At 55.8% G+C, this 25,612-nt stretch carries 29 protein-coding genes; 8 read left to right on the forward strand and 21 right to left on the reverse strand.

Annotation, left to right across the window (positions count from 1 at the left end):
• The first annotated feature begins 155 nt into the window (after positions 1–155).
• On the forward strand, positions 156–377 hold the full coding sequence (locus ACNKH6_RS05190; protein ID WP_417914484.1) for a hypothetical protein: 222 nt from the start codon (positions 156–158) through the stop codon (positions 375–377).
• An 85-nt stretch (positions 378–462) separates the two neighbouring features.
• Here the strand turns inward: ACNKH6_RS05190 and ACNKH6_RS05195 are convergent, their stop codons facing one another.
• From ACNKH6_RS05195 to ACNKH6_RS05295, 21 genes are all read right to left on the reverse strand, one after another.
• Positions 463–1,461 (reverse strand): hypothetical protein, encoded by a 999-nt coding sequence (locus tag ACNKH6_RS05195; RefSeq protein WP_417914485.1) that lies wholly within the window; start codon positions 1,459–1,461, stop codon positions 463–465.
• 18 nt (positions 1,462–1,479) lie between these two features.
• Positions 1,480–1,989 carry a hypothetical protein gene (locus tag ACNKH6_RS05200; RefSeq protein WP_417914486.1) on the reverse strand — a complete coding sequence of 170 codons (510 nt, stop codon included), beginning with the start codon at positions 1,987–1,989 and terminating at the stop codon, positions 1,480–1,482.
• Between the two features lie 451 nt (positions 1,990–2,440).
• Positions 2,441–2,803: a hypothetical protein gene (locus tag ACNKH6_RS05205; RefSeq protein ID WP_417914487.1), complete on the reverse strand. Its 363-nt coding sequence runs from the start codon at positions 2,801–2,803 to the stop codon at positions 2,441–2,443.
• Complete coding sequence (locus ACNKH6_RS05210) at positions 2,800–3,090, reverse strand: hypothetical protein (protein ID WP_417914488.1); 291 nt, start codon at positions 3,088–3,090, stop codon at positions 2,800–2,802. Before ACNKH6_RS05210 ends, ACNKH6_RS05205 begins: the two co-directional genes overlap by 4 nt.
• Before the next feature lie 121 nt (positions 3,091–3,211).
• Positions 3,212–4,696 (reverse strand): lysine--tRNA ligase, encoded by a 1,485-nt coding sequence (lysS, locus tag ACNKH6_RS05215; protein WP_417914489.1) that lies wholly within the window; start codon positions 4,694–4,696, stop codon positions 3,212–3,214.
• A 140-nt stretch (positions 4,697–4,836) separates the two neighbouring features.
• Entirely contained in the window at positions 4,837–5,145 is a 309-nt protein-coding gene (locus ACNKH6_RS05220; protein ID WP_417914490.1) for a YbaB/EbfC family nucleoid-associated protein, read from the reverse strand.
• Between the two features lie 18 nt (positions 5,146–5,163).
• Positions 5,164–6,921: a DNA polymerase III subunit gamma/tau gene (gene dnaX, locus ACNKH6_RS05225; protein WP_417914491.1), complete on the reverse strand. Its 1,758-nt coding sequence runs from the start codon at positions 6,919–6,921 to the stop codon at positions 5,164–5,166.
• A gap of 15 nt (positions 6,922–6,936) precedes the next feature.
• Positions 6,937–7,413, reverse strand: a complete 477-nt coding sequence (locus tag ACNKH6_RS05230) for a Uma2 family endonuclease (RefSeq protein WP_417914492.1) — start codon at positions 7,411–7,413, stop codon at positions 6,937–6,939.
• Between the two features lie 28 nt (positions 7,414–7,441).
• Positions 7,442–7,744 (reverse strand): DUF2442 domain-containing protein, encoded by a 303-nt coding sequence (locus tag ACNKH6_RS05235; protein WP_417914493.1) that lies wholly within the window; start codon positions 7,742–7,744, stop codon positions 7,442–7,444.
• Positions 7,745–7,838: 94 nt separating this feature from the next.
• The gene (locus tag ACNKH6_RS05240) at positions 7,839–8,477 is read right to left on the reverse strand and encodes a vWA domain-containing protein (protein WP_417914494.1); all 639 of its coding nucleotides are present in this window, start codon (positions 8,475–8,477) and stop codon (positions 7,839–7,841) included.
• 13 nt (positions 8,478–8,490) lie between these two features.
• Positions 8,491–9,705: a J domain-containing protein gene (locus tag ACNKH6_RS05245; protein ID WP_417914495.1), complete on the reverse strand. Its 1,215-nt coding sequence runs from the start codon at positions 9,703–9,705 to the stop codon at positions 8,491–8,493.
• Positions 9,706–10,034: 329 nt separating this feature from the next.
• Positions 10,035–10,262, reverse strand: a complete 228-nt coding sequence (locus ACNKH6_RS05250) for a dissimilatory sulfite reductase D family protein (RefSeq protein ID WP_417914496.1) — start codon at positions 10,260–10,262, stop codon at positions 10,035–10,037.
• Positions 10,263–10,352: 90 nt separating this feature from the next.
• Positions 10,353–10,598 (reverse strand): dissimilatory sulfite reductase D family protein, encoded by a 246-nt coding sequence (locus ACNKH6_RS05255; protein ID WP_417914497.1) that lies wholly within the window; start codon positions 10,596–10,598, stop codon positions 10,353–10,355.
• Between the two features lie 74 nt (positions 10,599–10,672).
• Positions 10,673–11,815 (reverse strand): dissimilatory-type sulfite reductase subunit beta, encoded by a 1,143-nt coding sequence (gene dsrB, locus ACNKH6_RS05260; protein ID WP_417914498.1) that lies wholly within the window; start codon positions 11,813–11,815, stop codon positions 10,673–10,675.
• A 56-nt stretch (positions 11,816–11,871) separates the two neighbouring features.
• Positions 11,872–13,152 carry a dissimilatory-type sulfite reductase subunit alpha gene (gene dsrA / locus ACNKH6_RS05265; protein WP_417914499.1) on the reverse strand — a complete coding sequence of 427 codons (1,281 nt, stop codon included), beginning with the start codon at positions 13,150–13,152 and terminating at the stop codon, positions 11,872–11,874.
• Positions 13,153–13,460: 308 nt separating this feature from the next.
• On the reverse strand, positions 13,461–15,182 hold the full coding sequence (locus tag ACNKH6_RS05270; protein WP_417914500.1) for a sodium:solute symporter family protein: 1,722 nt from the start codon (positions 15,180–15,182) through the stop codon (positions 13,461–13,463).
• Complete coding sequence (locus tag ACNKH6_RS05275; protein ID WP_417914501.1) at positions 15,179–15,439, reverse strand: DUF4212 domain-containing protein; 261 nt, start codon at positions 15,437–15,439, stop codon at positions 15,179–15,181. The genes ACNKH6_RS05270 and ACNKH6_RS05275 overlap by 4 nt, the downstream gene beginning before the upstream one ends.
• Before the next feature lie 84 nt (positions 15,440–15,523).
• Positions 15,524–17,245 (reverse strand): sodium:solute symporter family transporter, encoded by a 1,722-nt coding sequence (locus ACNKH6_RS05280; protein WP_417914502.1) that lies wholly within the window; start codon positions 17,243–17,245, stop codon positions 15,524–15,526.
• A gap of 5 nt (positions 17,246–17,250) precedes the next feature.
• A complete protein-coding gene (locus ACNKH6_RS05285; RefSeq protein ID WP_417914503.1) occupies positions 17,251–17,559 on the reverse strand; it encodes a DUF485 domain-containing protein in 309 nt (102 codons plus the stop codon).
• A 214-nt stretch (positions 17,560–17,773) separates the two neighbouring features.
• Positions 17,774–18,487, reverse strand: coding sequence for a PolC-type DNA polymerase III (locus ACNKH6_RS05290; protein WP_417914504.1), 714 nt, complete (start codon positions 18,485–18,487; stop codon positions 17,774–17,776).
• Positions 18,488–18,495: 8 nt separating this feature from the next.
• Entirely contained in the window at positions 18,496–20,424 is a 1,929-nt protein-coding gene (locus ACNKH6_RS05295) for a DUF294 nucleotidyltransferase-like domain-containing protein (protein WP_417914505.1), read from the reverse strand.
• Between the two features lie 197 nt (positions 20,425–20,621).
• Here ACNKH6_RS05295 and ACNKH6_RS05300 point away from each other — a divergent pair, with 197 nt between their 5' ends.
• The 7 genes from ACNKH6_RS05300 to ACNKH6_RS05330 all read left to right on the forward strand — a co-directional run bounded on the left by ACNKH6_RS05300 (position 20,622) and on the right by ACNKH6_RS05330 (position 25,558).
• Positions 20,622–21,134 (forward strand): YceD family protein, encoded by a 513-nt coding sequence (locus ACNKH6_RS05300; protein WP_417914506.1) that lies wholly within the window; start codon positions 20,622–20,624, stop codon positions 21,132–21,134.
• A 51-nt stretch (positions 21,135–21,185) separates the two neighbouring features.
• Positions 21,186–21,374, forward strand: coding sequence for a 50S ribosomal protein L32 (gene rpmF, locus ACNKH6_RS05305; protein WP_417912694.1), 189 nt, complete (start codon positions 21,186–21,188; stop codon positions 21,372–21,374).
• A gap of 8 nt (positions 21,375–21,382) precedes the next feature.
• Complete coding sequence (plsX, locus tag ACNKH6_RS05310) at positions 21,383–22,390, forward strand: phosphate acyltransferase PlsX (protein ID WP_417914507.1); 1,008 nt, start codon at positions 21,383–21,385, stop codon at positions 22,388–22,390.
• Positions 22,387–23,361, forward strand: coding sequence for a beta-ketoacyl-ACP synthase III (locus tag ACNKH6_RS05315; RefSeq protein WP_417914508.1), 975 nt, complete (start codon positions 22,387–22,389; stop codon positions 23,359–23,361). Before plsX ends, ACNKH6_RS05315 begins: the two co-directional genes overlap by 4 nt.
• 96 nt (positions 23,362–23,457) lie before the next feature.
• Complete coding sequence (locus ACNKH6_RS05320) at positions 23,458–24,606, forward strand: acyl-CoA dehydrogenase family protein (protein ID WP_417914509.1); 1,149 nt, start codon at positions 23,458–23,460, stop codon at positions 24,604–24,606.
• Positions 24,603–25,382 (forward strand): electron transfer flavoprotein subunit beta/FixA family protein, encoded by a 780-nt coding sequence (locus tag ACNKH6_RS05325; RefSeq protein ID WP_417914510.1) that lies wholly within the window; start codon positions 24,603–24,605, stop codon positions 25,380–25,382. The genes ACNKH6_RS05320 and ACNKH6_RS05325 overlap by 4 nt, the downstream gene beginning before the upstream one ends.
• Positions 25,382–25,558: a hypothetical protein gene (locus ACNKH6_RS05330; RefSeq protein ID WP_417914511.1), complete on the forward strand. Its 177-nt coding sequence runs from the start codon at positions 25,382–25,384 to the stop codon at positions 25,556–25,558. Before ACNKH6_RS05325 ends, ACNKH6_RS05330 begins: the two co-directional genes overlap by 1 nt.
• The last annotated feature ends 54 nt before the right edge of the window (positions 25,559–25,612 follow it).

Here is a 25,612-nt window from a genome sequence, read left to right on the forward strand (position 1 = left end):
ATGCTGCAATCTTGAGTTCCATGTCCTCCTCCGTGTGTGTTTATATTCATGTCTGACAGCAAAAATATAACACATGCGGGGAAGCATGGTTTCTTCAAGAGTTACAGGTCATAACTTGGGTTAGTATTATATTGGACGGTACAAAGCGCAGGTACATGCTTGGTGCCGAAGGCAATAAAGATTATACAGTAAAAACAATAAAATACAAAACCCTGTTGGTTGCCGGAACGAATCCGACCTTCGGCAACATTTTTTCATCCAGCATCATCCATAGCAGTTCAATAAAGCCCGCAACCTTAACTGGTTGGTGGGTTTTTCTTTGCCTTTTCTTCCGTTTTCGTCCAAAAAAGTGCGTTAACTTCCGAGCGGGTATCTGAGTTCACCGCTGTAAAGAAAGCCAGCCACCGCGAACGTCAATACTTTTCCGATCAATCGCAACATAGCATAAAATCTATTAAAGAGTTATTTGCTGCACTTCGCAGCACGTGCAAGCGTAAGCACATCTGGCACGAGAATCTCTGGGAAAACTCTTCCAACGGCATCAGGAGCAGCCTTGATGTCCTGAGATGCGATGAAATGGGTGATCTCAAAATGAGTGCGTTCGATTGCTGCCATGCGGGCAGCGCCTTCGCAGAGTGTTTTAGAATCCGCTGATACCTTGACCCAAGCGTAGTACTTTGGGAAAGCAAGGCCAGATTGAGTTGGGGCATCCCGCAACAACTTGTACTCGACAGAAGTGGCCGATGGTCTGCTGGATGCCCGAAAATAGGCCAACAAGTCGCGTTCGAGCAAGGGCCGGAATTCACTGGCGATCGGCACGTTGCCGTCTATATGGGATTGCTGAATGCTGAGTTGCGCGTGTGCCTGCGAGCAGCTTAACTCGAACGCCAGCCAAAAGGCCACGCACAGCATGGCTGTTCCATAGGTCGCCAAATTAGCCAGCCAGCTCCACTTTATCGCCGTGGATTTGTCGCACTTAATGATTTTTATGAAGATAAAACGTTCAATAAATACAGAAGCAATGCCAAAGAAAGGCAACATAAAAAGAATAGATGACGGAATCATCCAATACATATCTTCCTCAATTGGCATAAGCCATGCTTCCTTCATCGTCACCGCCAAAATTTTTCCCGACAATTGATTGAAATCGCCAATCATTCCGCCATCTGTCGCAAGCGCATCAAAGAGAACCAGCACAATCCATGTGACAGGAATGCCTATGAGCGTTGACCCAATATTTGCACAAATGGATGCAACAAGAGACTGCTGCCAAGATAGCGACGCAATACGCCGGGCAATGACCGTCTCTGCGCCTACAATGGGGATGAATGCGAACCACGAAAGAGGCCATACAACTGCCAGCATGGGAAGCCCCATGTCAGCGAGCGCGTTCGTGGCAAACAAGAGGCACAATACCGCTATGACGGCAGCCAAGCCGTATGATCTGATGTTTCTGTTCATATTTTCAGTACCGCATTTTCATTCCCAGAGACCGTTACCATGCCCCGCTCTCTTATATTTTTTGCCGTCAAATTTCAGAATAATGTATGTTACACCGTAAAAAGATCGCAGGCACTTTTTCCTGTAACTCGATGTTTGCATAATCTCAACAAAATCGCTCATTCCTTTATATAGCATCCTGTATTTATTTGAGGTATCCTCTGATACAATCCAATATGCCACAGCATGGGCACCAAAAAATGCGCCGCAGTCCCGGCTCGGAAAAACTAAAAATGACCGTCTGTTATGCGTATCAAGAGGAATTGTGACAGATGAAAAATACATATTTCGCTGTCTTTTAGTCAAATGAAGCTCAGAGCTGCAATCTTGCAGATCACGCTTGACAGCATTTTGCATGAAAATTTGAAGATTTATTGAAGCAACATTCTTGTCAGCATTTTCAGTCAATTCTTCAAGTCCATAAACTTGAGCCATTGCTGTTGAAACTGAAAGAATAGCAATTACAACGACACAGATTAATTTAATCATAAATGGAAAAAGATGCTCCGCAATGTCTACCCTGCAATTATCGCAGGGTAAATAGCACCTTCGTACCCTCAGCCTTTAAATGCCGTAAGAATATCACATCACTGATCGAAGGCGAATCGGTCAGCAGCATAACCAATGCCGGTCTCTGCGTCCATATCTTCGGACGCAGGCTTGGAACGTGCCAGATGAGGCATCGTAACGGCGCAGGGCGTTTTCTGTCAACAGGAAAACATGTTGGCCAGGCATGAGCATGAGCGCAACAGCTTCATGCTCATGATGCTGAGAGACTCATGTGCATGAGTGTCAGACGGCCATGTGCTGCGGCATGTTTTGCAGGCGGCCAAGGTAAAGAAACTGGATCGTGCTTGTGAGTTCAAGTCACAAGCACGATCCAGTTTGAGCCGCAAGCGCGGTTGAGCTGGGCGGCGGCAGAGGGAGTGAATCCTGTGAGTTACGTGTCCTTTGTTTCCTTACCTAAAAGATAACCAGCGATAGTGCCGAGCAGACCCATTACAGGCGCAATCTGAGTATCGGTATATCCAGCCACGACGAGAAACACAGCCATCACTACGATAAGTATCGTGCCAAAGATTCTGAGAACCGCCTCAGTATTCTTGCCTGAGCGAATCAAATATGTTGCGAGAAAAATAACCAACAAACCAAATAGCAAAACGATGCTGCTCATCGTCATGGCGTTGGTTGCGGACCACCATGATGCCCCTGTATCATTGTATTTGCTGGTTGTAGATACAGAAAGGGAGTTAATCTGCGCATCAGCTTGCTGAAGGCGTTGATTAACTTCTTCGAGTGTCACTTCTTAACCTCCTTCAGTTTATCTTCCAGCACCTTGATTTTCTCATTAAGGAGGTCTATTTTTTCATCCTGAGCCTTAACTAAGGAGTTCAGTCGAGATATTTCTTTTTGCAGTAAATATTCTGGTGTAAATTTAGGCTCGATTACTCTGTAAGTTAATGCCTTTTCTGCTGTAGCAGATTGTACCGATTCTGCTTCTGTCACATGAGTTCCAGAAGCGTCCTGTCCATAAATTCTTAAAGGAAGGAGAGTCCATACCAGTAGTGCAAATGCTATCCTATAGTACATGATAGTTTTCCTTTATCTTTAACAAGATATTTTTTATACCCTATTGTCTATCCCGCATCTCTGTAGGATAGACAAAGGGCTGACTGGCGTTATTTTACTGCAAACGTAGGTGTTATACAACCTACCTCCCTTCCGCCTTCAAATGCGGGAAGAGTATCACATCCCGGATAGACGGCGAATCTGTCAGCAGCATCACCAGCCGGTCTATGCCGATGCCTTCGCCAGCGGCTGAGGGCATCCCGTACTCCAAGGCGCGGACAAAGTCCTCGTCCATCTCCGGGTGTATCTCCTCGTCCTCGCCGCGCTCCTCGATCTGCTTGACGAAGCGTTCACGCTGATCAATCGGGTCGTTCAGCTCGGAGAAGGAGTTGGCGATCTCCCTGCCGGTGATGAACAGCTCGAAGCGGTCGGTGATGCTGGGGTCTGCCTCGTTACGGCGGGCCAGCGGCGATATCTCCGCCGGATAGGAGGTGATGAAGGTCGGGTTGATCAGCTTCTCCTCCACCAGCAGCTCGAAGAGGCCAGTGCGCGCCTTGCCCGGCCCGGAATCCGGCTGCAACTCCACCTTGTACTTCTTGGCCAGCTCCATCACCGCCACGTCATCAGCCACCACTGCCGCATCCAAGCCCGCCACTTCGCTCAGGGCCTCAGTCATGGTCATGCGCCGCCACGGCGGAGCCAGGTTGATCGGCGTGCCCTGATACGTGATCTGCATCGAGCCGTTGACCTGCTGGCAGATGGAGGAAATCATCTCCTCGGTGCAGTCCATCATGTCCTCGTAGGTGGCGTAGGCCTGATAGAACTCCAGCATGGTGAACTCCGGGTTGTGCCGGGTGGACAAGCCCTCGTTGCGGAAGTTGCGGTTGATCTCAAAGACGCGCTCGAAGCCGCCCACCAGCAGCCGCTTCAGGTACAGCTCCGGGGCGATGCGCAGGTACAGCTCCATGTCCAGCGCGTTGTGGTGGGTGACAAAGGGCTTGGCCGCCGCGCCACCAGGGATAGGATGCAGCATCGGCGTTTCCACTTCCAGGAAGCCACGATTGCTGAGGAAGGCGCGGATCAGGCGGATGATCTCCATGCGCTTGCGGAAGGTGCTGCGCACCTCCGGGTTGACGATCAGGTCAACGTAACGCTGGCGGTAGCGCGTCTCCACGTCGGTCAGGCCGTGAAACTTCTCCGGCAGCGGCCGCAGCGACTTGCAGATCAGATGCAGCTTGGTGGCCTCGATGGACGGCTCGCCGGTCTTGGTCTTGAACGGCCTGCCTACTACGCCGACAATGTCGCCAGCGTCCCACTTCTTGAAGTGGCTGAACTGCTCTTCGCCGAGCACATCCAGGCGGGCATAGACCTGAATGCGGGAGGACTCGTCCTGCAAATGAAAGAAGGCCGCCTTGCCGAACTTGCGCAGTATCATGACGCGGCCCGCGATGCGGCAGGACACGCCTTCCGGGGCGTGCGTCTCCGGCTCCAAGGCTTCGGCCTGCGGGAGAATGTCAGCAATATGCTGCGGGTGCTTGAAGTCGTTGCTGAACAGCTTCACGCCGTCATCGGCGAGGCTCTGCGCCTTTTCCCGGCGCTGCTTGAGGAGGTTGTTGAGATTGTCCATGATGATGAAAAGTGATGATCGTCGGGCAAAAGTGCTGCACCCTTTCCGTGAAAGGCTTCAGGAGCCTGCCGAAGGGCGTATTCAGATTGTATACTGCTTTGGCTCTGTAATTGCTTCGCCAATAATATTACCAAGCTTTACTAAAGCCCAGGAATCTTCAGGCCGCCGGTGAGTCTGGAGATTTCGCTGCGGCCCAGCTCGGAGGCCTTGCGCGCTCCGTCGGCCACAGCGGCCACGATCAGGTCTTGCAGCATCTCCGCGTCTTCCGGGCGGATGATCTCCTTTTCAATGGTCAGGCCGATCAGCTCGCCCTTGCCGTTCATTTTCGCAGTGACCATGCCGCCGCCTGCTGAACCGGTGACGCTCTTGGAAGCCAGATCTGACTGCACCGCGCCGATCTTTTCCTGAAACTCCTTGGCCTGCTTCATCATGTCGGACAAATTCATCATCGCTCTCCTTTGTTGGGTTTACGCCTCGTCGCCCTCGTCGGCTGCATGTTCAGCCGCTACCAGTGTTTTTTTATACTGCGGCCCGATGCGGATTTCACTGACTTGGCCTCGAAAAATCTCCGCCGCCATCAGCACCACCGGATCGTTGGCCAAGCCCTGCCGCTCCTTGCGCACCGTCTCCGCGCCGCCAGACTCCGTCGGCAGGACGCAGGCTTTTGGCTCATCGAAAACAATGCGCAGGCTTTCTTGAAAAAAATCCGCAGCCAGCGCGGTCAGCTCGGCCAGCGTTTCCTTGATTTTCAGGATGCTGCAATCCGCTGAATCATGGTAATTGAGGATCAGCTTGCCGTTTTCCCGTTTGGGCGAGGCGGCCCGCTCCAAGGCTGAAGCAATCCACGGCTTTTTGACCGATTTGATGAATTCCGGCCAGTCCTTGCGGATGTCCCGCTCTCCTGCCGCAGCTTTTGACGCAGGCTGAAATTGCTCCGCCGGATGCGGCGGCGATTCCGGCAGAGGCGGCGCATCCGGCAATTCCGCTGTTGTCTGCGTTGGCGCAGATTCAGGCTGCTTATTCTCAACAGCTACAGTTTTTTTTTTCTCGGAGAGCTGCGGCACTGCCGCCTGCGGCAGCGGCGTTCCGGCCAAAATACTATCCAAGCGGCCCAGCAGCTCCGTCACCGGCACGACATCTTCCGCCTGCACCGCGCGGATGAAGGCCATCTCCACAGCAAAGCGGGGCCGCGACGACCACGCCGCTTTCTCCAAGCTGTCCATCAGCAGATTGAAGAGCAGGAAAAGCGACTGTGGCGAATGGCTGGCGGCAGTTTCTTGCAGTGCCGCCAGCTCATCCGCAGGCAGATCAAGCAGTTGGGCAGGCTCTTTGCTCACCGAGCAAACCACGAGACTGCGGAACCAGGCCAGCAGCTCGTTGATGAACCGCTTAATATCCATGCCAGAACGGGTCACGGTCTCCAGCCGCTCCAAGGCTGCGGCGAGATCGTGGGCCAGCAGTGCTTTCGCAGTTCCGGCAATCACCTCGCTGCCAACCGTGCCCAGCACCTCAGCGGCATCAGCAGCCGTAACCTGCTCGCCGCAATACGAAAAGAGCTGGTCAAGCAGGCTGAGACCGTCGCGCACCGAGCCGCCAGCGGCCCGCACCACCATGTTCAGGGCGGCTGGCTCCATCGTGATGCCCTCGCTCTCCGCCAAACGGGCGAAATGCGCGGCCAGCTCTTTACTAGCCACCCGTTTCAGCTCATAACGCTGGCAGCGGGAAAGGATCGTCACCGGCACCTTGTGCAGCTCGGTGGTGGCGAACATGAAATAAACGTGAGCTGGCGGCTCCTCAAGCGTTTTCAGCAGGGCGTTGAAGGCCTCGGTGGTCAGCATGTGCACTTCGTCAATGATGATGATCTTGAAGCGCGACATCACCGGCATGAAGCGGATGTTCTCTTTCAGCTCGCGGATTTCCTGAATGCCCCGGTTGGACGCGCCATCAATCTCGTGCAGGTCAACCGAGCTGCCTGCGGCGATTTCCTTGCAGGAGCGGCAGGCGCAGCACGGCTCCGGCGGCTGGCCGCTTTCACAGTTGAGGGCTTTGGCCATGATCCGGGCCAAAGTGGTTTTGCCGGTGCCGCGCACTCCGCTGAAAATCAGGGCGTGCGGCACCCGGCTGCGCAGCAGGGCGTTCTGGAGTGTGCGGACGATGTGCTGCTGCCCGACAACCTGGGCGAAATTCTGAGGCCGGGATTTGCGGGCAAGGACGAGGTAGGACAAAATATTTCAGAGGGATTACAATTCAATATGCTTAGGAAATGCAGGAACAAGATTTGAATGTGCGATTTCTCCTGCGGCGGCAAAAAACTGCATCGTTCCATCTTGATCGCAAATCCAGACTTCTTCCGCGCCGCGCATGAAATATAGCCTTCTCTTTTCCAGCATTTCTTCCGCCGTGTTTGCTGCGGACAGCACTTCCACGCATATTTCCGGGGCAACGGAGCTTTCCGCCAGATTTTTGATCTGCTGCCACAGCGTATCAGAGCACCAGACCACATCAGCAACTTTGGTGCCTTTTGCTGTGGCGATGGCGAATTCAGGGAAGGCTTTTCCTCCGTCTATGAGCTGGGTTAAGTATCGGATGATTTCCCCCTGAAAGGCGGAATGATATAGGCGGACTGGACTCATCAGAATTTGTCCCCGTTCGTTGAGTTCAATTCTATACGGCAAATCATGCAAACACGGATCAGCGCAGATTTCCTGCCAGTTCATGTTTGTCTCCTCGTGAAGGTTGCTGAAATCATGCCGCTTCCCAATCCACGCCTGCCATCAGCCCGGCAACGGAAATATCTTCGTCAATCTCCGGCCAATGCAGACTGAGGCCGCCTCCGCCTATTTCATAATGCCTGCGCTGCTCAGGCTCGGCTTGATGGAGCAGCGGAAACCAGATGATCGGCACGCTGATGATCCGCCCGTCAGTCAGAGCAACGTGCATCATATCCGCATCAAAGCTGACTTCTTTGGCAAGGGCGGATGTTGGTCGGTATGCTTTCCGAAATTTGCCTTGCCGCTGTTTTGATTGCCGCTCAACCGAGATGCTCATGCCATGCCTCCAGCAGTTCTGTCTTATGTTCTTGAATGATTTTTTTCAGCTCGTTCAGCTCATAGCGGCCTATTTTGAATATGATCGGCATTATTTATGGCAGCAGCTTCGCCATAGACACCATGCTCTGGGCAAGCTGCTCTCTGGCAACCTTTGCGGAAAGCTCTTTTCTCGTGGCAATTTCCTCAAGAAACTGCCTGTCGGCATCATCAGTGCCGATGGTCATGATGTCAATCTGCGCCTGTTTGGCCTTATTTGCCGCAGCAAGCGCAGCTTCCCTGCTGTCAGGCATACCATCTGTCACAAGGCAGATAATTTTTTCGCCGGGACGATCGGTAAATTTCTCTGCTGCCAAATTTAGTGCGGCAGCCATATTGGTTGAACCGCCGGAATTCATGCGTTCAACAGCGGCGTTTAGACTACCAAGCTCTCTCTGTGGTTCGGAGATGTGTTCAGCATAAGAGGAAAACTGAATCAGGCCGACAGAATAGCCTTTTCGCTGCGATTCATTGGCAAAGCCAGAAGCTCCTCGCTTTGCCTGATTCATTTTGTCATAGTCCATGCTGGATGAACAATCAATGACAAGATACACAGTGCCGCCAAAAGATGGTTTGGCAGGAACTATCGGTTTTCCTGAAGCGGCCTCAAGTTTTTTAACCCAATCTTTTTGCCCAAACTGAGCCGCAATATTCTTCTTTCCTGAAGAGACAACGGATTTTTTCTGATCGCTCATCGCCTTTTCCTGTTCACTTGCGCAGTTTCATGAGGACCTCGTAGGCCCAGTTGATTTCTTTCATCCTGGTGTCGTCGTTGACAATGTTGCAGTCAGGATGATAGATTGCAGAAAGTTTTTTATATACTTTCTTGATTTGATCGGCAGTTGCGTTGAGAGGAACACCTAAGATGTGGCAGGATTTTTCTTCTTCGTTTTCTGTCGGTTCAAATGTTTCTTCTTCTTGCTGACTCTCCCAATCGTTATAGTTAGCCGCTGCTTCCTTGATTACCATCAGCTCTTCAAGGATGGCATTCACTGCATCATGAAAATTGCTCCAATCCTTATTTTGAAGGAGCATTTTCAGGTTTTCAGAGTTCAGATACACATGGAGAGCATCTAATTGTGTCAACAAGGCTGGACTGCCGATTCTGGTCACGTCCCGGACTGTTTTGGTGTAAAAATTTTTCGCAAGACTGTACAGGTCACTCGCCTTTTCGAGTTGCACCAAGTCTTCTTTTGCTCTGCGGATAATATCCGCAATTTTATCGTTCAGCGGCGTGACATCTCTAAGTAATGTCTGTGTGTTGCTATCAACGAACTTCTGAATTTCTGTTTTAAAGTCAGCAGGAAACGAGATGTTCAGTTTGGCATTGATCGCCTTGATTGAAGATTCAAGCGAATCAAGTTCATGCGTTCTTTCCAAAGAGGTGTTGATTCGGCTGATTAGCTCATTTACTCTTTCCTTAAGCAAAGTTTCCGAAGTCTTTTTGGGATGCAGAAAAAAAGCAATTGCTGCGACAATAGCCACAGAAGCAATCAAACCCACAAAAGAACCGGTATCAGGATGAACTATGCTTTTATTATCCCCAAACCAAAAAATCATACCTGAAAATGACATTTTGTCCTTCAGGAGGTTCAGCATGAGAATGGCTACAGTCCATCCTGCCGTAGGAATAATGATCGCTATATTTGAATGTTCAGAATTTGTGTATGACGCTACATTATTGTCAGTTATTGACCAGCTTAATGCGCCTCCGCTGAATCTAGCCTTAATATTCTTTAGAATATACAAATCTCTGCGTTCATTTTTGCGAAATTGATGTAGCTGTAAAATGGTAACCATCACTGCGCCAGCAGTCGCCCAAGCAGGCCAAGTAACCCATGCTGCTTGCAACAATACACCAATAACCCCTATCAATAAACCGATTATAACGATTGCAAGAATAAGTACAATCCACCCAGCCATATATTTCTCCTCTTGCACTCATAATCGCTTACGATTTAAACCGTTCCCTTTCCCTTGCACACAGGGCATTTAAATATTCCTGTGCCGCCGCAGTTCTCGCATTTCTTCGGAGTGGCAAACGGATAAGGACGGTATTCGCCCTTTCCTTTGCACTTTGGACAATCAACCATTCCCTTGCCGTCACATGGTTTGCATTTTGCCGCCATGATTGCTCCTCGTCTGCTGAATTAAAAGTTTCCGCCGCTGAATGGCGGCAAGCATCAAAACACGGCGTTTTTTTCGCGCCATAGATTACTTCTCATACCGAAAACTGCAACAAAAATTCAATGCTATTTTTCTCCTTCAAGCCGCTCAGGAATCACATACATGATTGACCCGCCAGTACACCAAAACATCAGCCTCTTTTTTTTCACCAGCCCATCAGCAATTTTTTTAATATCACGCCGCGAACGATCAGGATCGCATTCGTAAAAATTCATCAGGTAAAGCTGCGGCTTATGCCATTTTGCAGCCTTTTCAAGTATTGCTGCCTCAACTTCTTCAACACTCAGGGGCATAATAAAGAGGAGGATGAATGTCAGTAAAAATGTAAAAAAGCAGAGACCTTGCGGCCCCTGCCTTCTTTTCCTGCGCTTGACGAAAAAAACTCAGTTCACGCCTTCGGCGTTCTCTTCATTTTTAATCCGCTCAGGAATCGCGTACATGGTCGTGGAGCCGGACGACCAGAACATCAACTTGCCTTTTTTCACCAGACCGTTGGCAATATTTTTGATGTCACGCGGGCCGCGCTCCGTATCGCACTCGTAGAAATCTTTGATGTACAGCTGCGGCTTCGGCGACTTGGTCGCCTTCTCAATAATCGCGGCCTCAACTTCTTCAACACTCATTGCCATGATAGTTCCCTGTCGGCAGAGTTTTTGTCAGGAGAACGCCCGGCCAGAAAATCTGACCGGGCGCGCGCGGCGGCTTACTTGCTGGTGTAAGCGGCGGTGGCACTGGTGAACTTGAACTGGGTGCTGGTCCGCCACGTGTCATAGGCCAGCCGGTAGTCGTCAATGGACTTGTCGGTGAACGGAATGTCGCACTTCTCAAAGAACTTCTCCCAGCCGATGCGCTCCGCCCACTCGCCGATGCGCTCGTACTTGCGCGCATCCTTGGCGTAAACCTCGACGATCTTGCGGATCACCTGCACAGTCTCCGGCCAGCGCGGCGGGGTGTTCGGCAGGAAGGGCACGACCAGCTTGGAGAACTTCGGCATGGACTTGGAGTTGGAGACCTTACCGCCGACGAGGATGGCGATGCCGTCGCCGTCCGGGTCAGCCAGCGGCATGGCCGGACACATGGTGTAGCAGTTGCCGCAGAACATGCAGCGCTCGGCGTTAACCTGCACCGACTTTACTTCCTTGCCGTCCACCTGCGCCTTAGCAGGCTTAATCGCGCCCAGCGGGCAGGCGGAGATGGCCAGCGGAATCTCGCAGACACCGGTTATGCGGCCATGATCAATCATCGGCGGCTTGCGGTGAATGCCGAGGATGGCGATGTCCGACGCATGCACCGCGCCGCACATGTTCAGGCAGCAGGCCAAAGCGATGCGCACCTGCGCAGGCAGGGTCATGGAACCGAAATACTCGAACAGATCATCCATCACCGCCTTGACCGGGCCGGAAGCGTCGGTGGCCGGGGTGTGGCAGTGAATCCAGCCTTGGGTGTGAACGATGTTGGTGATGGACGCGCCGGTGCCACCGATCGGGAAGCGGGTGCCCTGGCTCTTGAGGAAGGCGATCAGCGCGTCGCATTTCTCTTTGGAGTCTGTCATGAACTCCACGTTGTTGCGGGTGGTGAAGCGCAGGTAGCCATCGCAGTACTTGTCGGCGATGTCGCACAGCTCGCGGATCTGCTCGATGGAGATCAGACGGGCGGAGCCGACGCGGACGGTGTAACACTTGTCGCCGCTCTCGGCCACATGCACCAGCACGCCCGGAGCGAGAATTTCATGGTAGTCCCACTTGCCTTTGTTGGCCGCGATGACCGGCGGCAGCATCTCGCTGTAGTGGCGCGGCCCAAGGTCGGTGATCCGGCCTTCCATCGGATTATTTGGATCGTAACCCATTGCAGACTCTCCTTATATATGAAAATAGTTCAGAATTCAGGACAAAACAGCGGTCATCAGGAGTTGTGCTTGCGGCGGAACTCAACCACATCGCGTTCCCAGCCGCCCTCAACCTCTTCCTCTTTCCAGAAGACGTAGGGGTTGGAGCGCGGCTCTTTGACATGCTGCGGCATGGCATTCACCTTCATCACGCGGAGGAAGGTCGGCAGACCGATGCGCTGCATGGTCTCGCCAACGCGCTCGCGGTTCTTGCCCGCCTCCATCCACCAATCCCAGACATTCTCGATCACCTCAATGACGTTCTCGTACTCGTTCTCTTTGGAGACCTCGATGAAGGGGATGACCATGGTCGCGAACTGGGCGCCGTCGAGAATCGGGGCCTTCGCGCCGATGCAGATGGTCGCGCCCTTCTCCTTGCCCGGTTTCAGGGCGCGGGGCATGACGTTGATGCAGTGCATGCAGCGGGTGCACTCGGCGTTGTCAATCTTCAGCTCGCCGTCTTCCATCCACATGCAGCTAGTCGGACAGAGGTCGATCACCTCTTTTTTGATGTCGAACTTGCCCCAGTCACGGCCTGCATGCGCACCAGCGTTGGCCGGGTAGTTGCCCGCGATGTACTCCTTCACTGCCGCCTGATCAATGCGGATGTCGTCCTTCCAAGTGCCGATGACAGCGAAGTCGGAACGGGCGATGGAGGCCACGCAGTCGTTCGGGCAGCCGGAGAATTTGAACTTGAACTTATAGGGGAAGGCCGGACGATGGATCTCGTCCTGATAGTGCATGGTCAGGTGATGGCAGATGTCCTGCGTGTCGTAGCAGGCCCACTCGCAGCGCGACTCGCCCAGGCAGCAGGACGGGGTGCGCAGGTTGGAGCCGGAGCCGCCCAGATCCTGCTCCAGATTGTGGGTCAGATCCCAGAACAGCGGCTCCAGATTTTCAGTGCGGGTGCCCAGGAAAATCATGTCGCCGGTGGAGCCGTGCATGTTGGTCATGCCGGAACCGTACTTGTCCCACAAATCCATCAGGGCGCGCAGGTTCTTGGTCGAGTAGTACAGACCGGAAGGCTGGGCGATGCGGACGGTGTGGAAGTGCTCAACGCCGGGGAAGAGGTGCGGCACATCCGAATAGCGGCCAACGATGCCGCCGCCGTAGCCGAACACGCCGACGATGCCGCCGTGCTTCCAGTGGGTGATTTTGTCCTTGTAGGACAGCTCCAGCTGGCCGAGGATGTCCCAGCATTCCGGGTGGGTTTCTGCCTGCCGCTTCATGTCGGTGACGAAACTCGGCCACGGGCCTTTCTCCAGTTCGTCCAGCAACGGCGTAGCGTGCTTTGCCATCGGGTGTACCTCCTCTAATGGGAATGAGATTAAATAAAAAAAATCAGAACAGTGACTGCTGTAAGCTGCGACAGGGGCGCGGCGGTCATCTCAGAGGAGGCCGGGCCGCCTGCTCAATTGCTGTTTTTCAGTAAGGGAACTTAAACGCATACCCTGTATTTGTCAAGGAAAAAGAAGGGCGGAACCGTGGCGGAAAATTTTTTCCCCAAGACCTCCAAGGCACTGCAAGCAAGAAGCCTGCACACTCCAGCAGCAAGGCCACTGGAACAACAAAAACGACCGCCCGGAGCGAACCGGGCGGCTGCCTGCTACTTTCTCTTCACCGTGCCAGGCACGCGGATGTCCTCCACCAGATGCTGGATGTGCTCCGGCGGCGGCGGCGTGATGCTGGAGACCGCGTAGGCGACAATGAAATTCACCAATGCGCCGATGGGGCCGAAGGCTTCGGGCGAGATGCCGAAGAGCCAGTTGTCGGCCACATCTTTGGCCATCTCGGTGCCGGGCATGAAGAACCAGCCCTTGAACCAGAAGATGTAGACCAAGGTCACGCCGATGCCGGAGAGCATTCCGGCGATGGCGCCCGCCTTGTTGATCCGCTTGAAGAAGATGCCCAGCATCAGCGCCGGGAAGATGGACGAGGCGGCCAGACCAAAGGCCAAGGCCACCACCTGAGCGGCGAAGCCCGGAGGATTCAGTCCGAAATAACCGGACAGGACGATTGCGCCAGCCATAGCGATGCGGCCTGCCAGCAGCTCGTTCTTGTCGCTCATGTTCTTGGCGAAGATGCCTTTGAGCAGGTCATGCGAGATGGAGGAGGAAATAGCCAAGAGCAGACCGGCGGCGGTGGAGAGCGCGGCGGCAATTGCGCCTGCGGCCACCAGGGCGATGACCCATGGCGAGAGATGGGCGATCTCCGGGTTTGCCAGCACCATGATGTCATTGTCCACCTTGACCATCTCGTTCTTCTCCGCATCCTTGAGGTACTGAATGCGGCCGTCGCCGTTCTTGTCCTTGAACTCCAGCAGCTTGGTCGCCTCCCACTTCTTGAACCACTCAGGCCGGTCTTCGTACTTGATCCACTCGCCGCCATTGGGCCGGATGGTCTCCATCAGGTTGAAGCGGGCCATTGCCCCGACCGCCGGAGCGGTGGTGTAGAGGGCGGCGATGAAGACCAGCGACCAGCCTACCGATGAGCGTGCATCGCGCACCTTGGGCACGGTGAAGAAGCGGGTGATGACGTGCGGCAGACCAGCGGTGCCGATCATCAGGCAGAGGGTGTAGAGGAAGATGTTCTGCATACTGCCTTGGCGGGCGGTGTACTCGCCAAAGCCGAGATCATGCAGCGTCGTGTTCAATTTGTCTAAGAAGTACAGGCCGGAGCCGTCGTTCATCTGGCCGCCGAGGCCGAGCTGCGGCAGCGGATTGCCGGTTAGCTGCAAGGAGATGAAGACCGCAGGCACGGTGTAGGCGAAGATCAGCACGCAGTACTGAGCTATTTGCGTGTAGGTGATGCCCTTCATGCCGCCCCAGACCGCATAGACAAAGACGATGATCATGCCGACCACCAAACCCCACTCATAGGACATCTCGAAGAAGCGGGAGAAGGTTACGCCAATGCCTTTCATCTGGCCGATGACGTAGGTCAGCGAGGCGATGATCAGGCAGATGACCGCGACGATACGCGCCGCGTCCGAGTAGTAGCGGTCGCCGATGAAGGCAGGCACAGTGAACTTGCCGTACTTGCGCAGATACGGTGCCAGCAGCATGGCCAACAGGCAGTAGCCGCCGGTCCAGCCCATGACGAAGACCGATGCGTCATAGCCCTTCATGGCGATCATGCCTGCCATCGAGATGAAGGAGGCGGCGGACATCCAGTCCGCGCCGGTGGCCATGCCGTTGAGCACTGGATGCACACCCTTGCCGGAAACGTAGAATTCACCGGTCGTGCCTGCCCGCGCTCTGACCGCGATCCAGAGATACAGGGCAAAGGTTGATCCCACCACCAGCCAGTTGACAGTTTGCTGACTCATTCTTCGCTCACGCCAAATTGCTTGTCCAACTGATTCATCCGCCAGGCATAGAAGAAGATCAGCGCGACAAAGCCGTAGATGGAACCTTGCTGGGCGAACCAGAAGCCAAGCGGATAGCCGCCCAGTATCCTGATGCGGTTCAGCGGCTCGGCCAGAAGAATGCCGCAGCCGTAAGAAATGAAGAACCAGACGGCCAGGCAGCCCAGCACCAGCCGGATATTGGCCTTCCAGTATGCCTGCGGATCGCTGCTGTTCATGTGTTTCCTCCCTTCATAGAAAAGGCCGGACAGAATTGCTCTGCCCGGCCTTCGCACTGCTTGTTCAGCCCTGAACAACCTCGCTCAGTGCGAGCTTGCTCCTTCCGCGCCGATGCCGATGTAGGTACGCACCTTCTCGGACTCAAACAGCTCTTCAGCTTGCTTTTCTCTGGTGATCAGAGAGACGAGTATGCCCAGCAGAAACGACAGGCCCATCGAGAAAACGCCTGGGTTCTTCATCTTGAACGGGGCAGGTGTCACTGCCGCATTCTTGACTTCCACATCCTTCTTGGCTGCGGCCAGTTCAGCGTCTTTGGCCTTCTTCACATCAGGAGTGATGTCAGTCGCCTTCAGTGCTTTTTCAATTCCTGCCACTTTATCTTTGGCAGCGACCAGCTCCTTCTTCGGCGCAGCCTGCATGACATCCTCATACACGGTCGGCGACAGCACAATCAGCGTCACCGCGACGATCATGCCGGTGAAGATGCTGGTCACTGCGCCAGCGGTGGTGAAGCGCTTCCAGACGATGGACAGCAGCAGTGCCGGGAAGTTGGCACTGGCGGCAACGGCAAAGGCCAGGCCGACCATGAAGGCCACGTTCTGCCCCTTGAACAGGATGCCGAGCAGGATGGCGATGATGCCGAGGCTGATGGTGGCAGCCTTGGCCACCTTCATCTCTTCCTTCTCATTCGCCTTGCCGCTGCGGAACACGCCCACGTAGAGGTCATGCGAGAGAGCCGAGGCTCCGGCCAGAGTCAGACCAGCGACGACCGCCAGAATGGTGGCAAAGGCGACTGCGGCCAAGAAGCCCAGCAGCAGGCTGCCGCCCAAATTCTCAGCCAAGACCATGGCGGCCATGTTGCCGCCCTTGTCAATCCCCATGATGATGTCTTTGCCCACCAGCACCGCCGCGCCAAAGCCGATGGTCACGGTGAGGATGTAAAAATAGCCGATGAAGCCTGTCGCGTAGAACACGGATTTGCGCGCTTCGCGGGCATCGGGCACGGTGTAGAAGCGCATCAGGATGTGGGGCAGACCGGCGGTGCCGAACATCAGGGCAAGGCCCAGCGAGAAGGCGTCGAGCGGATCAGAGACTAAGCCGCCCGGCTCCAAGAATCCGTTGCCGTATTTGGTTGCCGCTTGCTGAAACAGCTCGCCGTAGCTCCAGCCCACCTGGCTCAAGGTCAGCAGCACCAGCAAGGTGGCTCCGCCGAGCAGCAGGACAGCCTTGATGATCTGCACCCACGTGGTGGCGAGCATTCCGCCGAACAAAACATAGGCGATCATCAGGCCGCCAACGATAAACAGGGCCGATTCATAAGGCAGACCGAACATCAGCTTGATCAGCGTGCCTGCGCCGACCATCTGCGCGGTCAGATAAAAGAGCACCGTGACTAACGAACCGATGGCCGCAGCGGTTTTGATCGGCTTCTGCTTGAGGCGGAACGCCACCACGTCAGAGAAGGTGAACTTGCCGAGGTTGCGCAGCGGCTCAGAGATCAGGAACATGACGATGGGCCAGCCGACCAGCCAGCCGACCGAGTAAATCAGGCCGTCATAGCCCTTGGTGGAAACCAGACCAGCGATGCCCAAAAACGAGGCCGCGCTCATGTAGTCGCCAGCCAAGGCCAAGCCGTTCTGGAAGCCAGTAATGCCACCGCCAGCGGCGTAAAACTGGCTGGCGGTTTTGGTCTTCTTCGCCGCCCAGTAGGTGATGCCCAAGGTGGCAAGGACGAAGAGCAGGAAGCAAAGGATGGCAACCGGGTTCAGGGTGCCGATGACGGTCTGCGGTGCTTGCGTTGGCATTCTGCTCAACCTCCAAAGCGTTTTTTGATGCGTTTGACCTTCTCGTCATAGACGCTGTTGGCCCAGAAAATATAAATCCCAGTCAAAACCCAAGACAGGATAATCACGCCGACTGCAATCGGGATGCCGATGGTGGTTGCTGATCCCACGGCCACTTTGCTGGCCAAAAAGGGCTTGTTGTAGGCGATCAGACCGATGAAACCGAAATAGAGCACCAGCTCGGTAATGGTCAAAATCAAGGAAATCTTGTTCTTCTGGCGGGCTAATTCTTGAAACTCTGGATCTTCAAGAATTTGATGGACTGTTTTGCTCATAGCATTCCTCCCTGAGATTGAGAATGACGGGCCGTTGGCGTTTGTCTCATGCGCAGCTCCTTGGTTAAGTTTTTCTGATGCTTTCCATCAATATTTATCGTGCCACACTGTTGTATGGAACTGATTTGAGGCAGTCTATATCCATACCATAAAATACAAAAAATTGCCGCAACGAAATGCAGGCTGATTATTTTTTATACTTTGCCTGTTCGTCTCAATTCTGCCGCAGGAGCAGGGGCTGCCCGGCCTGATAGAGCTGGCGCAGGGTTTTGATCTCGCCGTTGTTCAATTTTTTTGCCAGAAAGAGGAACAGATAGGCGCATTGCAGGGCATCTTCGAGCGCGTCGTGCGGTTTGAAGCGCGGCAGGTTGAACTCCGTGATCAATTCATCCAAATTGCAGGAGAAGGACTGATCGCAGTAGCCGTAATCGCAGATGTAGCTGGTCTCCTTGTAGGCTTTGACCAAGCGCAGGGTGTCCACAGTGGGGTTGGCCAAGGTGCCGCCGAGAATTTTGCGGGCGGCGCGGTTGAGATAGCCCATGTCAATCTCAACAAAATGGCCGAGCAGCAGGGCATCGCCGCAAAATTCCACAAATTGCGGCAGCACCTCCTCCAAAGTCGGTGCCTCGCGGAGTTGCTCCGGGGTGATATGGTGAATGAAGGTGGCTTGGTTGGGGCTGAGATTGGCGGGCCGGACAAGCTGATTGAAAACATGATCCATTTCAATCTGCATCTTGCTGATTTTCACCGCGCCGATGGAGATGATTTCATCCCGCCTGCCCAAGCCGGTCAGTTCGGTGTCAAAGGCGACAAAGCGGCAGTCGGTCAGCGGTCTGCCTTGGTCAAACTCAGCAAAATAACGGCGGTTTTCCAGCAAGACCGGATGCAGCTCAGGCCGCTGGAGCAGCGTGTGGAGGAAGGCGAACATGCTGGCTCTCAGATGGAGGGGTAGAGCGTTTTCAGGGCGTTGTGCAGGCGGTCAATCAATTCAAAGGCATCACGGAGCAGCCGCCGGTCGAGGTCGGTCAAATCAGCCGGAGCGATATGATTGTCCGGTTCAGCTCCGGCCTCAATCTGATTGAGCTGATGCACCAAGCGCAGTTGCATCTGCATTTCATAGGCATCAACCGTCTCATTCCACAATTCGTCGCTGATACATTTTTCCTGCGCCAGCACATGCAGGCGAGCGAGGGTGTTGGTCTCGCGGATGCTGTTCTTCAAGGCCAAGATGCGGGCGAAGTTGACAAAGGGCGTGATGCCCTGCACCTTGATGTCGAGTTTGTTCTTGTGCTCGCCGTCCTTCTCAACGATGAAATTCTTGAAGAAGGAAAGCGGTGCCTTGGCGGAGAGGCACTGTCTGGCCAGATGAAAGAGATACAGCTCGCTTTTCCGCGTCAGCAGATGCAGATGCTGGCGCAGCTCGTCCGCCAAAGCCGCCTTGCCGAAACCGGCCCTGAAATCGAAGAAGATGGTGGCGTTGAGCACTTCCTCCGGCTCAGGCGTTGCTGTCCAGCGGGAGAAATAGTCTTTCCAAACCGACAGCGGCTGGCACCATTTCGGATTGACGGCCATGATCCCGCCCGGACAAAGCGGATAGCCGCATTGCACCAGATGATCAATGGCCTTGCGGGCAAAGCGGGAGAAATAGGCCTCGCAGTCCTTGGCCTGCGCCTCGTCCGCCGGGTCTTCGTAGATGATGGCGTTGTCCTGATCAGTGCGGAAGGTCTGCTCGCGCCGTCCCTCAGAACCCATCAGCAGCCAGCAGTAATCAACCGGCGGCGGCCCCAGCTCCTCTTCCAGCAGGGTGAGCAGCCGCTCCAAAATCTGGTCGTTGAGGATGGAGATCATCCGCGAGATATGTCCGGCCTTCGCCCCTTCGCGGATCAGGTTGCGGATCATCTCCGGGATTTTGCGCGAGAGCGGATGCAACCCTTCGATCTTCTGCTGGCGGCCTATCTCCTTGAACAGGGAATATGGCGCGTGGCCTTGCAGCAAAGCGATGTCATGCGAGGTGATCACGCCGATGATCCGCTCCGCCCGCTCCACAGCCAGATGATGAATGGAGGCGGACATCATCTTCAGCAGCGCGTCAAAGCAGGTGGATTCGGACAGCACAGCAGCCACCGGCGAGGACATCACCGCCCGGATCGGCTCGTTGTAGTCGCGGCCCGGTGCCAGCACCTTGTTGCGCAAGTCGCGGTCGGTGACGATGCCGATAATCTTTTCCTCGTCGCCCGGCTCGTGAATGAGCAGCGAAGCCACGCGGAATTCCGCCATCCTGCTCGCAGCCTCGCGGATGCTGGCATCAGCCACAATCTTGCGTGGGGCCTGCCGGATGATCTCGCCGACCTGGATGGAGAAAAGGTGCAGGTTGCTGTCGCTGCTCCGGCCCATGCGGTGCCGCCGCAGCTCGCTGTAGGCGGCGGCCACCACCTTTTCCGAAAAGCTCTTCAGGTAATACTGGGAGAAGCCGGGCTGGCTGCTGATCAGCTCAAGAAAGACCGCTTTTGGCAGGAGAAAGCAGAAGGTGTCCTCCACTGTCTCCACGTCAAGATTGGCGAGCGCGCCCCGGATGATGCCCAGTGCGCCGATGTAGTCGCCCTCGCCCCGGTAATCCTTGAGCGTCACCGCGCCTTCGTCGTCGATGATGAAGGACTTCACCCCGCCCTGCTGAATCAGGTAGAGATAATTGATCTCGCTTTTGCCTGCCTGGAGCAGCTTGGTGCCTTTGGGAAAGAAATCTATCTTGACCTGCCGGGCCACTTGCCGGATGGTCTCAGGATCAAGCTCCTTGAAGGGCATGATCTTTCCGAGAAACTCCGCCACCGTCTCCGGTGCCGCCGCCTGTCCGCCGCCTTTTTTCATTGTGTCCTCTCTGTTCAATCGGATGCCGCTCCGGCCCCCTATCATAGCGACATCCCCGGCCTCCGGCAAAGGGAAAAACGCGGCGGCGCAGGTCATTTCTGCCGGGCCGCGCTTTTTTTCTTGGCATGAGCAGGCTTTTTTGTGTATGATTTTACTTTTTAGTGTCCCGCAGCCGCGCTGCACGACTGGTGCCCATCGTGAAAGTTCCATTTGCAGAAATCCCCGCCAACGGAAGCTGTTACAGCATCACGGACGACGCATGGCTGGCTGAGGCCGGTCTGCGCCGGGCCGCTTCGGTGCAGGCCGAGCTGGAGCTGCACCGCAAAGGCGAGCAGCGGACTGAGGTGCGCGGCAGCCTGCACACCGGCCTACGCCTGACCTGCGACCGCTGTCTGAACGACTACGATTTTCCTGTGGACGTGGACTTCTGCCTGGTGCTGGAAGTCGCGGAGGAGGAAGACTGGAACGTCAAGGAGCTGGACGGCGGCACAGAATTGGACGTGGTGCAGGTGGACGAGCCTGCGGCTGACTTGGAGGACATTCTCCGCCAGCAGGCCCTGCTCTGCCTGCCGGTGAAGCAGCTCTGCTCGCCGCAGTGCCGTGGGCTGTGTCCTGGCTGCGGTGCTGACCTCAACTCCGGCGGCTGCGCCTGCGCGTCTGAAACAAGCAATTCCCCCTTTGCCGTGTTAGCGGCATTGAAGAAAAAATAACCCTTCCGGTCCTGCCTCAGGACGGAGACATCTGCTTCAAGGAGAACCATCATGGCCTTGCCAAAGAGAAGACATTCCTATTCCCGCACCCACAAGCGGCGGGCGCACGACTTCCTCACCGCGCCGTCCGTGGGCCGCTGCCCGAACTGCGACGAGCCGAAGATGCCGCATCAGCTCTGCTCCGGCTGCGGCAAGTACAAGGGCAAAACCATTTATCAGCTGGGCGAAGAGCTGTCGTAAAGGCCGCTGTGAGAATAGCCCTTGACGCGATGGGCGGCGACCGGGGTTCCGCGCCGCTGATTGACGGGGCCGTCCAGGCGGTCGAGCAATTTCCGGGCATTGAGGTGCTGCTGCTCGGCCCGGAAGAATTGCTGCGGGCCGAGCTGGCCCGGCGTGACAAAGGCGCGGAGACGCGCCTTTCTGTCGTTCATGCCCCGCAGACGGTCTCGATGGACGAGGCGGCGGTGGACTCGGTGCGCCGGAAAAAGGACTCCACCATCATGGTCGGCTTTGATCTGGTCAAGCAAGGCCGTGCTGACGCACTGGTCTCAGCCGGGCATTCCGGCGCGACCATGACTGCCGCCATCCTCCAGCTCGGACGGCTGAAAGGCATTTCCCGGCCCAGCATCGCCAGCGTCTTCCCCACGCTCAAAGAGCCGGTCTTGGTGACGGACATCGGGGCCAATGTGGACTGCCGCCCGCAGCATCTCTACCAGTTCGCGGTGATGGCCTCGGCCTGCTCCAACCTCCTGCTTCAGCGGGCCAATCCCCGTGTCGGCCTTCTCAGCATTGGTGAGGAGCCGGGCAAGGGCAACGCGGCGGTGAAGGAGGCTTATGATCTGCTCAAAGCAAGCAGCCTGAATTTCATCGGCAATGTCGAAGGCCGCGATGTGTTCAGCGGCGACGTGGACGTGGTGGTCTGCGACGGCTTTGTCGGCAATATCGTCTTAAAGATCAGCGAAGGACTGGCAGAAGCCATTCAGCAGATGCTCAAGACCGAGATTAAGAAGTCTTTGGGAGCCAGCCTTGCTTCCTTCTTCATCCGCCCGGCCTTCAAATCCTTCCGCAAGCGGGTGGACTACGCTGAATACGGCGGTGCGCCCTTGCTCGGCATCAACGGGGTGGGCATCATCTGTCACGGCAGCTCCTCCGCAGTTGCCATCTGCAATGCCATCAAAGAAGCGGCGAAGATGGCCGAATGCCAAATCAACGCGGCCATCACCCGTCATCTTCAGCAGGAAACGGTGCAGGCATGAGACGGGCGGCAGTGCTGGGCACCGGCTCTTGTCTGCCTGAACGCGCGCTGACCAACGCCGAGCTGGAGCGGATGGTGGAGACCTCGGACGAGTGGATCACTGCCCGCACCGGCATCCGCACCCGCCGCATCGCCGGGCCGGAGGAGCAGAACTACCAGCTTGCTGCACGGGCGGCCCGCCGCGCCTTGGAAGCCGCTGGAGTCACGTCAGATGAGCTGGGCCTGATCATTGTCGCCACCATCAGCCCGCACATGCTGATGCCCTCCTGCGCCTGCTTTGTTCAGGCGGAACTGGGCGCGGCCAAGGCTTTCGCCTTTGACCTCAACGCGGCCTGCTCCGGCTTTCTCTACGGCTTGGATGTGGCGGCTAAATACATCGCCGCTGATCCGAACCTGAAGGTGCTGGTGATCGGCTCGGAGACGCTCTCGGCGCGGGTTGATTGGGAAGACCGCAACACCTGCATCCTCTTTGGCGACGGTGCCGGGGCCTGCGTGGTCGGCAGCGCGGAAGGACGCGGCATCATTGATAGCTGCCTGCTTTCTGACGGCAGTCTGTGGAATCTGCTGTATATGGACAGTCCGGCCAGCACCAATCCTGACCTGCTTGACCCGAAGAGCAAAGGCTGCGTCATCCAGATGTCGGGCCGCGATGTCTTCAAATACGCTGTCCGGGCGATGGAGGATGTTGTCCGCCAATTGCTGGAGCGGCAGCGGCTCGCTGTCCAAGACCTCTCGCTCATCATTCCCCATCAGGCCAACATCCGCATTTTAGACAATCTCGCTGAACGGCTCGGCGCGTCGCCGGAGCAAATCTTCTGCAACGTGGACAAGTACGGCAACACCTCAGCAGCCAGCATTCCCATCGCCTTGGATGAGGCGGTGCGCGAAGGGCGGCTGCATTGCGGCGGCAAGCTGCTGCTCTGCTCATTCGGCGGCGGCTTCACTTGGGGTTCGATGCTGCTGGACTGGTAGCGCAAAGGTTTCATGCTCATGACTGTCCGGCAGTCATGTGCATGAGTCTCAGACAGTCATGAGCATGACTGTCTGTTACGGGCAAAGGAGAACACGGTGGACTATTTTCTGACTGAAGAACAGCGGATGATCCAAGAGACCGCCCGCGAGCTGGCCGAGGCGAAGATCATTCCTAAGCGGGCCGAGCTGGACGAGCGCAACGAGTTCGCCGGCGAGCTGCTGGCTGACATCGCCAAGGCTGATCTCTTCGCCGTGCTGGTGCCCGAAGCCTACGGCGGCATGGGCACAGGCATCTTTGACATCGTGCTTGCGTTGGAGGAGCTGGCGCGGGGCTGCGTCGGCGTGGCCACCAGCTTTGCCGCCTGCGGTCTGGGCATTTTGCCGATTCTCATTTCCGGCAGCGAGGAGCTGAAGGAGAAGTATCTGCCAGGTGTGGCTGAGGGCAAGAGTCTGGCCGCCTTCGGCCTGACTGAAGCCAACGCCGGTTCCGATGCCGCAGGCATCCGCACCACGGCTGTGGACGGCGGCGACTGCTGGATCCTCAACGGCACCAAGCAGTGGATCACCAACGGCGGCGAGGCGCAGATATACTCGGTCATCGCGCTGACCAACCCGGAGAAAGGCATACGCGGAGCCTCCATGTTTGTGGTTGAGGACGGCGATCCTGGCTTCTCCTACGGCAAGAAGGAAAACAAGATGGGCATCCGCTCGTCCGCCACTTGCGAGCTGGTGATGAAGGACTGCCGCATTCCCAAGGACAGGCTGATCGGGCGGAAAGGCACCGGCTTCATCACCGTGATGAAGACCTTGGATGTGTCCCGGCCCGGCATTGCCAGCTTGGGCGTGGGCTTGGCGCAGGCAGCCTTGGATGAAGCGGCCCGCTACGCCAAGCAGCGCGTGCAGTTTGGCAAGCCGATCATCAGCTTTCAGGCGGTGCAGCACATGCTGGCAGACATGGCCATTCAGACCGAGGCGGCGCGGGGCTTGGTCTATGGCGCGGCCCGGCATATTGACGCGCATCCTGAGGACGCAAGCAAGATTTCCTCCATGTGCAAGGTCTTTGCCACAGACACTGCCATGAAAGTGACCACCGATGCGGTGCAGGTCATGGGCGGTTATGGCTACATGAAGGAATATCCGGTGGAGAAAATGATGCGCGATGCCAAGATTTTGCAAATCTATGAAGGCACGAATCAGATTCAGCGCAATGTCATTGGTCAGGAACTGAACCGGGAATACGCATGAAGATCATAGTCTGCATCAAGCAGGTGCCGGATGCCAAGGATGTGCGTCTTGATCCCAAGACCAACACCTTGGCCCGCGAAGGCGTGGCTGCGATCATGAATCCTTTTGACCGCCATGCCTTGGAAGAGGCGGTGCGCTTGAAGGAGCAGCTCGGCGGCACGGTCACGGTGCTGTCTATGGGGCCGCCGCAGGCTAAGGAGGTGCTGCTGGAGGCGATTGCCTGCGGCGCAGACGAGGGCGTGCTGGTTTCTGACCGGGCCTTTGCGGGCGCGGACACCTGGGCGACTTCCTACACCCTTGCCAAGGCTGTGCAATGCTTGGGCGCGTTTGATCTGATCCTTTGCGGCAAGCAGGCCATTGACGGCGACACGGCGCAAGTGGGGCCGGGCATGGCGGCGCGGCTGAAGCTGCCGTATGTCACCTGCGTGCAGAAGACCCGCGAGGCATCGGCAGCCCTTCTGCGGGTGGAGCGGATGATGGATGACGGCTATGATGTGGTGCAGCTGCCGCTGCCTGCCTTGCTGACTGTGGTCAAGGACATCAACGAGCCACGGGTGCCCTCGCTGAAGGGCAAGATGAAGGCGAAGAAGGCGGAAATCCGGGTGCTCTCAGCTGCGGATATTCAGGCAGAGCCGCAGTGCATTGGCTTGGCTGGCTCGCCGACCAAAGTGGCGCGGGTCTTCTCGCCAGAGCCGCGCGGCAACCGGAGGATGTTCTCCGGCACAGCAGTGGAGCAGGTGGCGCAGCTAGTGGCGGAGATTAGGGGGTATTTGTGATGAAAGATGAGTATGATTTCACTGATGCGGAACTGGGAAAGTTTTACACACCGTTAGAAGAGTTAGAAATCTTTCAGGAACAACCTGATGCAATTGATCTTCTCTTAAAGAAGCCTTTAAAAATCCCTGAGTTCAAGCCGCTCGTAAGAGAAGAGATATATCGTAGTAGTATCTGATGCAGTAAAATTATTCGCTCCCGTACTGGAGCATGGAAACGAACGTAAAAAAGA

The sequence above is a fragment of the Candidatus Electronema sp. JM genome (genome assembly GCF_048287415.1).
GTDB lineage: Bacteria > Desulfobacterota > Desulfobulbia > Desulfobulbales > Desulfobulbaceae > Electronema.

Coding starts and splice junctions, on each gene's coding strand:
- ACNKH6_RS05190 (WP_417914484.1), top strand. CDS start 156: ATGCTTGGTGCCGAAGGCAATAAAGATTATACAGTAAAAACAATAAAA.
- ACNKH6_RS05195 (WP_417914485.1), bottom strand. CDS start 1,461: ATGAACAGAAACATCAGATCATACGGCTTGGCTGCCGTCATAGCGGTA.
- ACNKH6_RS05200 (WP_417914486.1), bottom strand. CDS start 1,989: ATGATTAAATTAATCTGTGTCGTTGTAATTGCTATTCTTTCAGTTTCA.
- ACNKH6_RS05210 (WP_417914488.1), bottom strand. CDS start 3,090: ATGTACTATAGGATAGCATTTGCACTACTGGTATGGACTCTCCTTCCT.
- lysS (WP_417914489.1), bottom strand. CDS start 4,696: ATGGACAATCTCAACAACCTCCTCAAGCAGCGCCGGGAAAAGGCGCAG.
- ACNKH6_RS05220 (WP_417914490.1), bottom strand. CDS start 5,145: ATGATGAATTTGTCCGACATGATGAAGCAGGCCAAGGAGTTTCAGGAA.
- ACNKH6_RS05230 (WP_417914492.1), bottom strand. CDS start 7,413: ATGAACTGGCAGGAAATCTGCGCTGATCCGTGTTTGCATGATTTGCCG.
- ACNKH6_RS05235 (WP_417914493.1), bottom strand. CDS start 7,744: ATGAGCATCTCGGTTGAGCGGCAATCAAAACAGCGGCAAGGCAAATTT.
- ACNKH6_RS05240 (WP_417914494.1), bottom strand. CDS start 8,477: ATGAGCGATCAGAAAAAATCCGTTGTCTCTTCAGGAAAGAAGAATATT.
- ACNKH6_RS05245 (WP_417914495.1), bottom strand. CDS start 9,705: ATGGCTGGGTGGATTGTACTTATTCTTGCAATCGTTATAATCGGTTTA.
- ACNKH6_RS05250 (WP_417914496.1), bottom strand. CDS start 10,262: ATGCCCCTGAGTGTTGAAGAAGTTGAGGCAGCAATACTTGAAAAGGCT.
- ACNKH6_RS05255 (WP_417914497.1), bottom strand. CDS start 10,598: ATGGCAATGAGTGTTGAAGAAGTTGAGGCCGCGATTATTGAGAAGGCG.
- dsrB (WP_417914498.1), bottom strand. CDS start 11,815: ATGGGTTACGATCCAAATAATCCGATGGAAGGCCGGATCACCGACCTT.
- dsrA (WP_417914499.1), bottom strand. CDS start 13,152: ATGGCAAAGCACGCTACGCCGTTGCTGGACGAACTGGAGAAAGGCCCG.
- ACNKH6_RS05270 (WP_417914500.1), bottom strand. CDS start 15,182: ATGAGTCAGCAAACTGTCAACTGGCTGGTGGTGGGATCAACCTTTGCC.
- ACNKH6_RS05275 (WP_417914501.1), bottom strand. CDS start 15,439: ATGAACAGCAGCGATCCGCAGGCATACTGGAAGGCCAATATCCGGCTG.
- ACNKH6_RS05280 (WP_417914502.1), bottom strand. CDS start 17,245: ATGCCAACGCAAGCACCGCAGACCGTCATCGGCACCCTGAACCCGGTT.
- ACNKH6_RS05285 (WP_417914503.1), bottom strand. CDS start 17,559: ATGAGCAAAACAGTCCATCAAATTCTTGAAGATCCAGAGTTTCAAGAA.
- ACNKH6_RS05290 (WP_417914504.1), bottom strand. CDS start 18,487: ATGTTCGCCTTCCTCCACACGCTGCTCCAGCGGCCTGAGCTGCATCCG.
- ACNKH6_RS05295 (WP_417914505.1), bottom strand. CDS start 20,424: ATGAAAAAAGGCGGCGGACAGGCGGCGGCACCGGAGACGGTGGCGGAG.
- rpmF (WP_417912694.1), top strand. CDS start 21,186: ATGGCCTTGCCAAAGAGAAGACATTCCTATTCCCGCACCCACAAGCGG.
- ACNKH6_RS05315 (WP_417914508.1), top strand. CDS start 22,387: ATGAGACGGGCGGCAGTGCTGGGCACCGGCTCTTGTCTGCCTGAACGC.
- ACNKH6_RS05325 (WP_417914510.1), top strand. CDS start 24,603: ATGAAGATCATAGTCTGCATCAAGCAGGTGCCGGATGCCAAGGATGTG.
- ACNKH6_RS05330 (WP_417914511.1), top strand. CDS start 25,382: ATGAAAGATGAGTATGATTTCACTGATGCGGAACTGGGAAAGTTTTAC.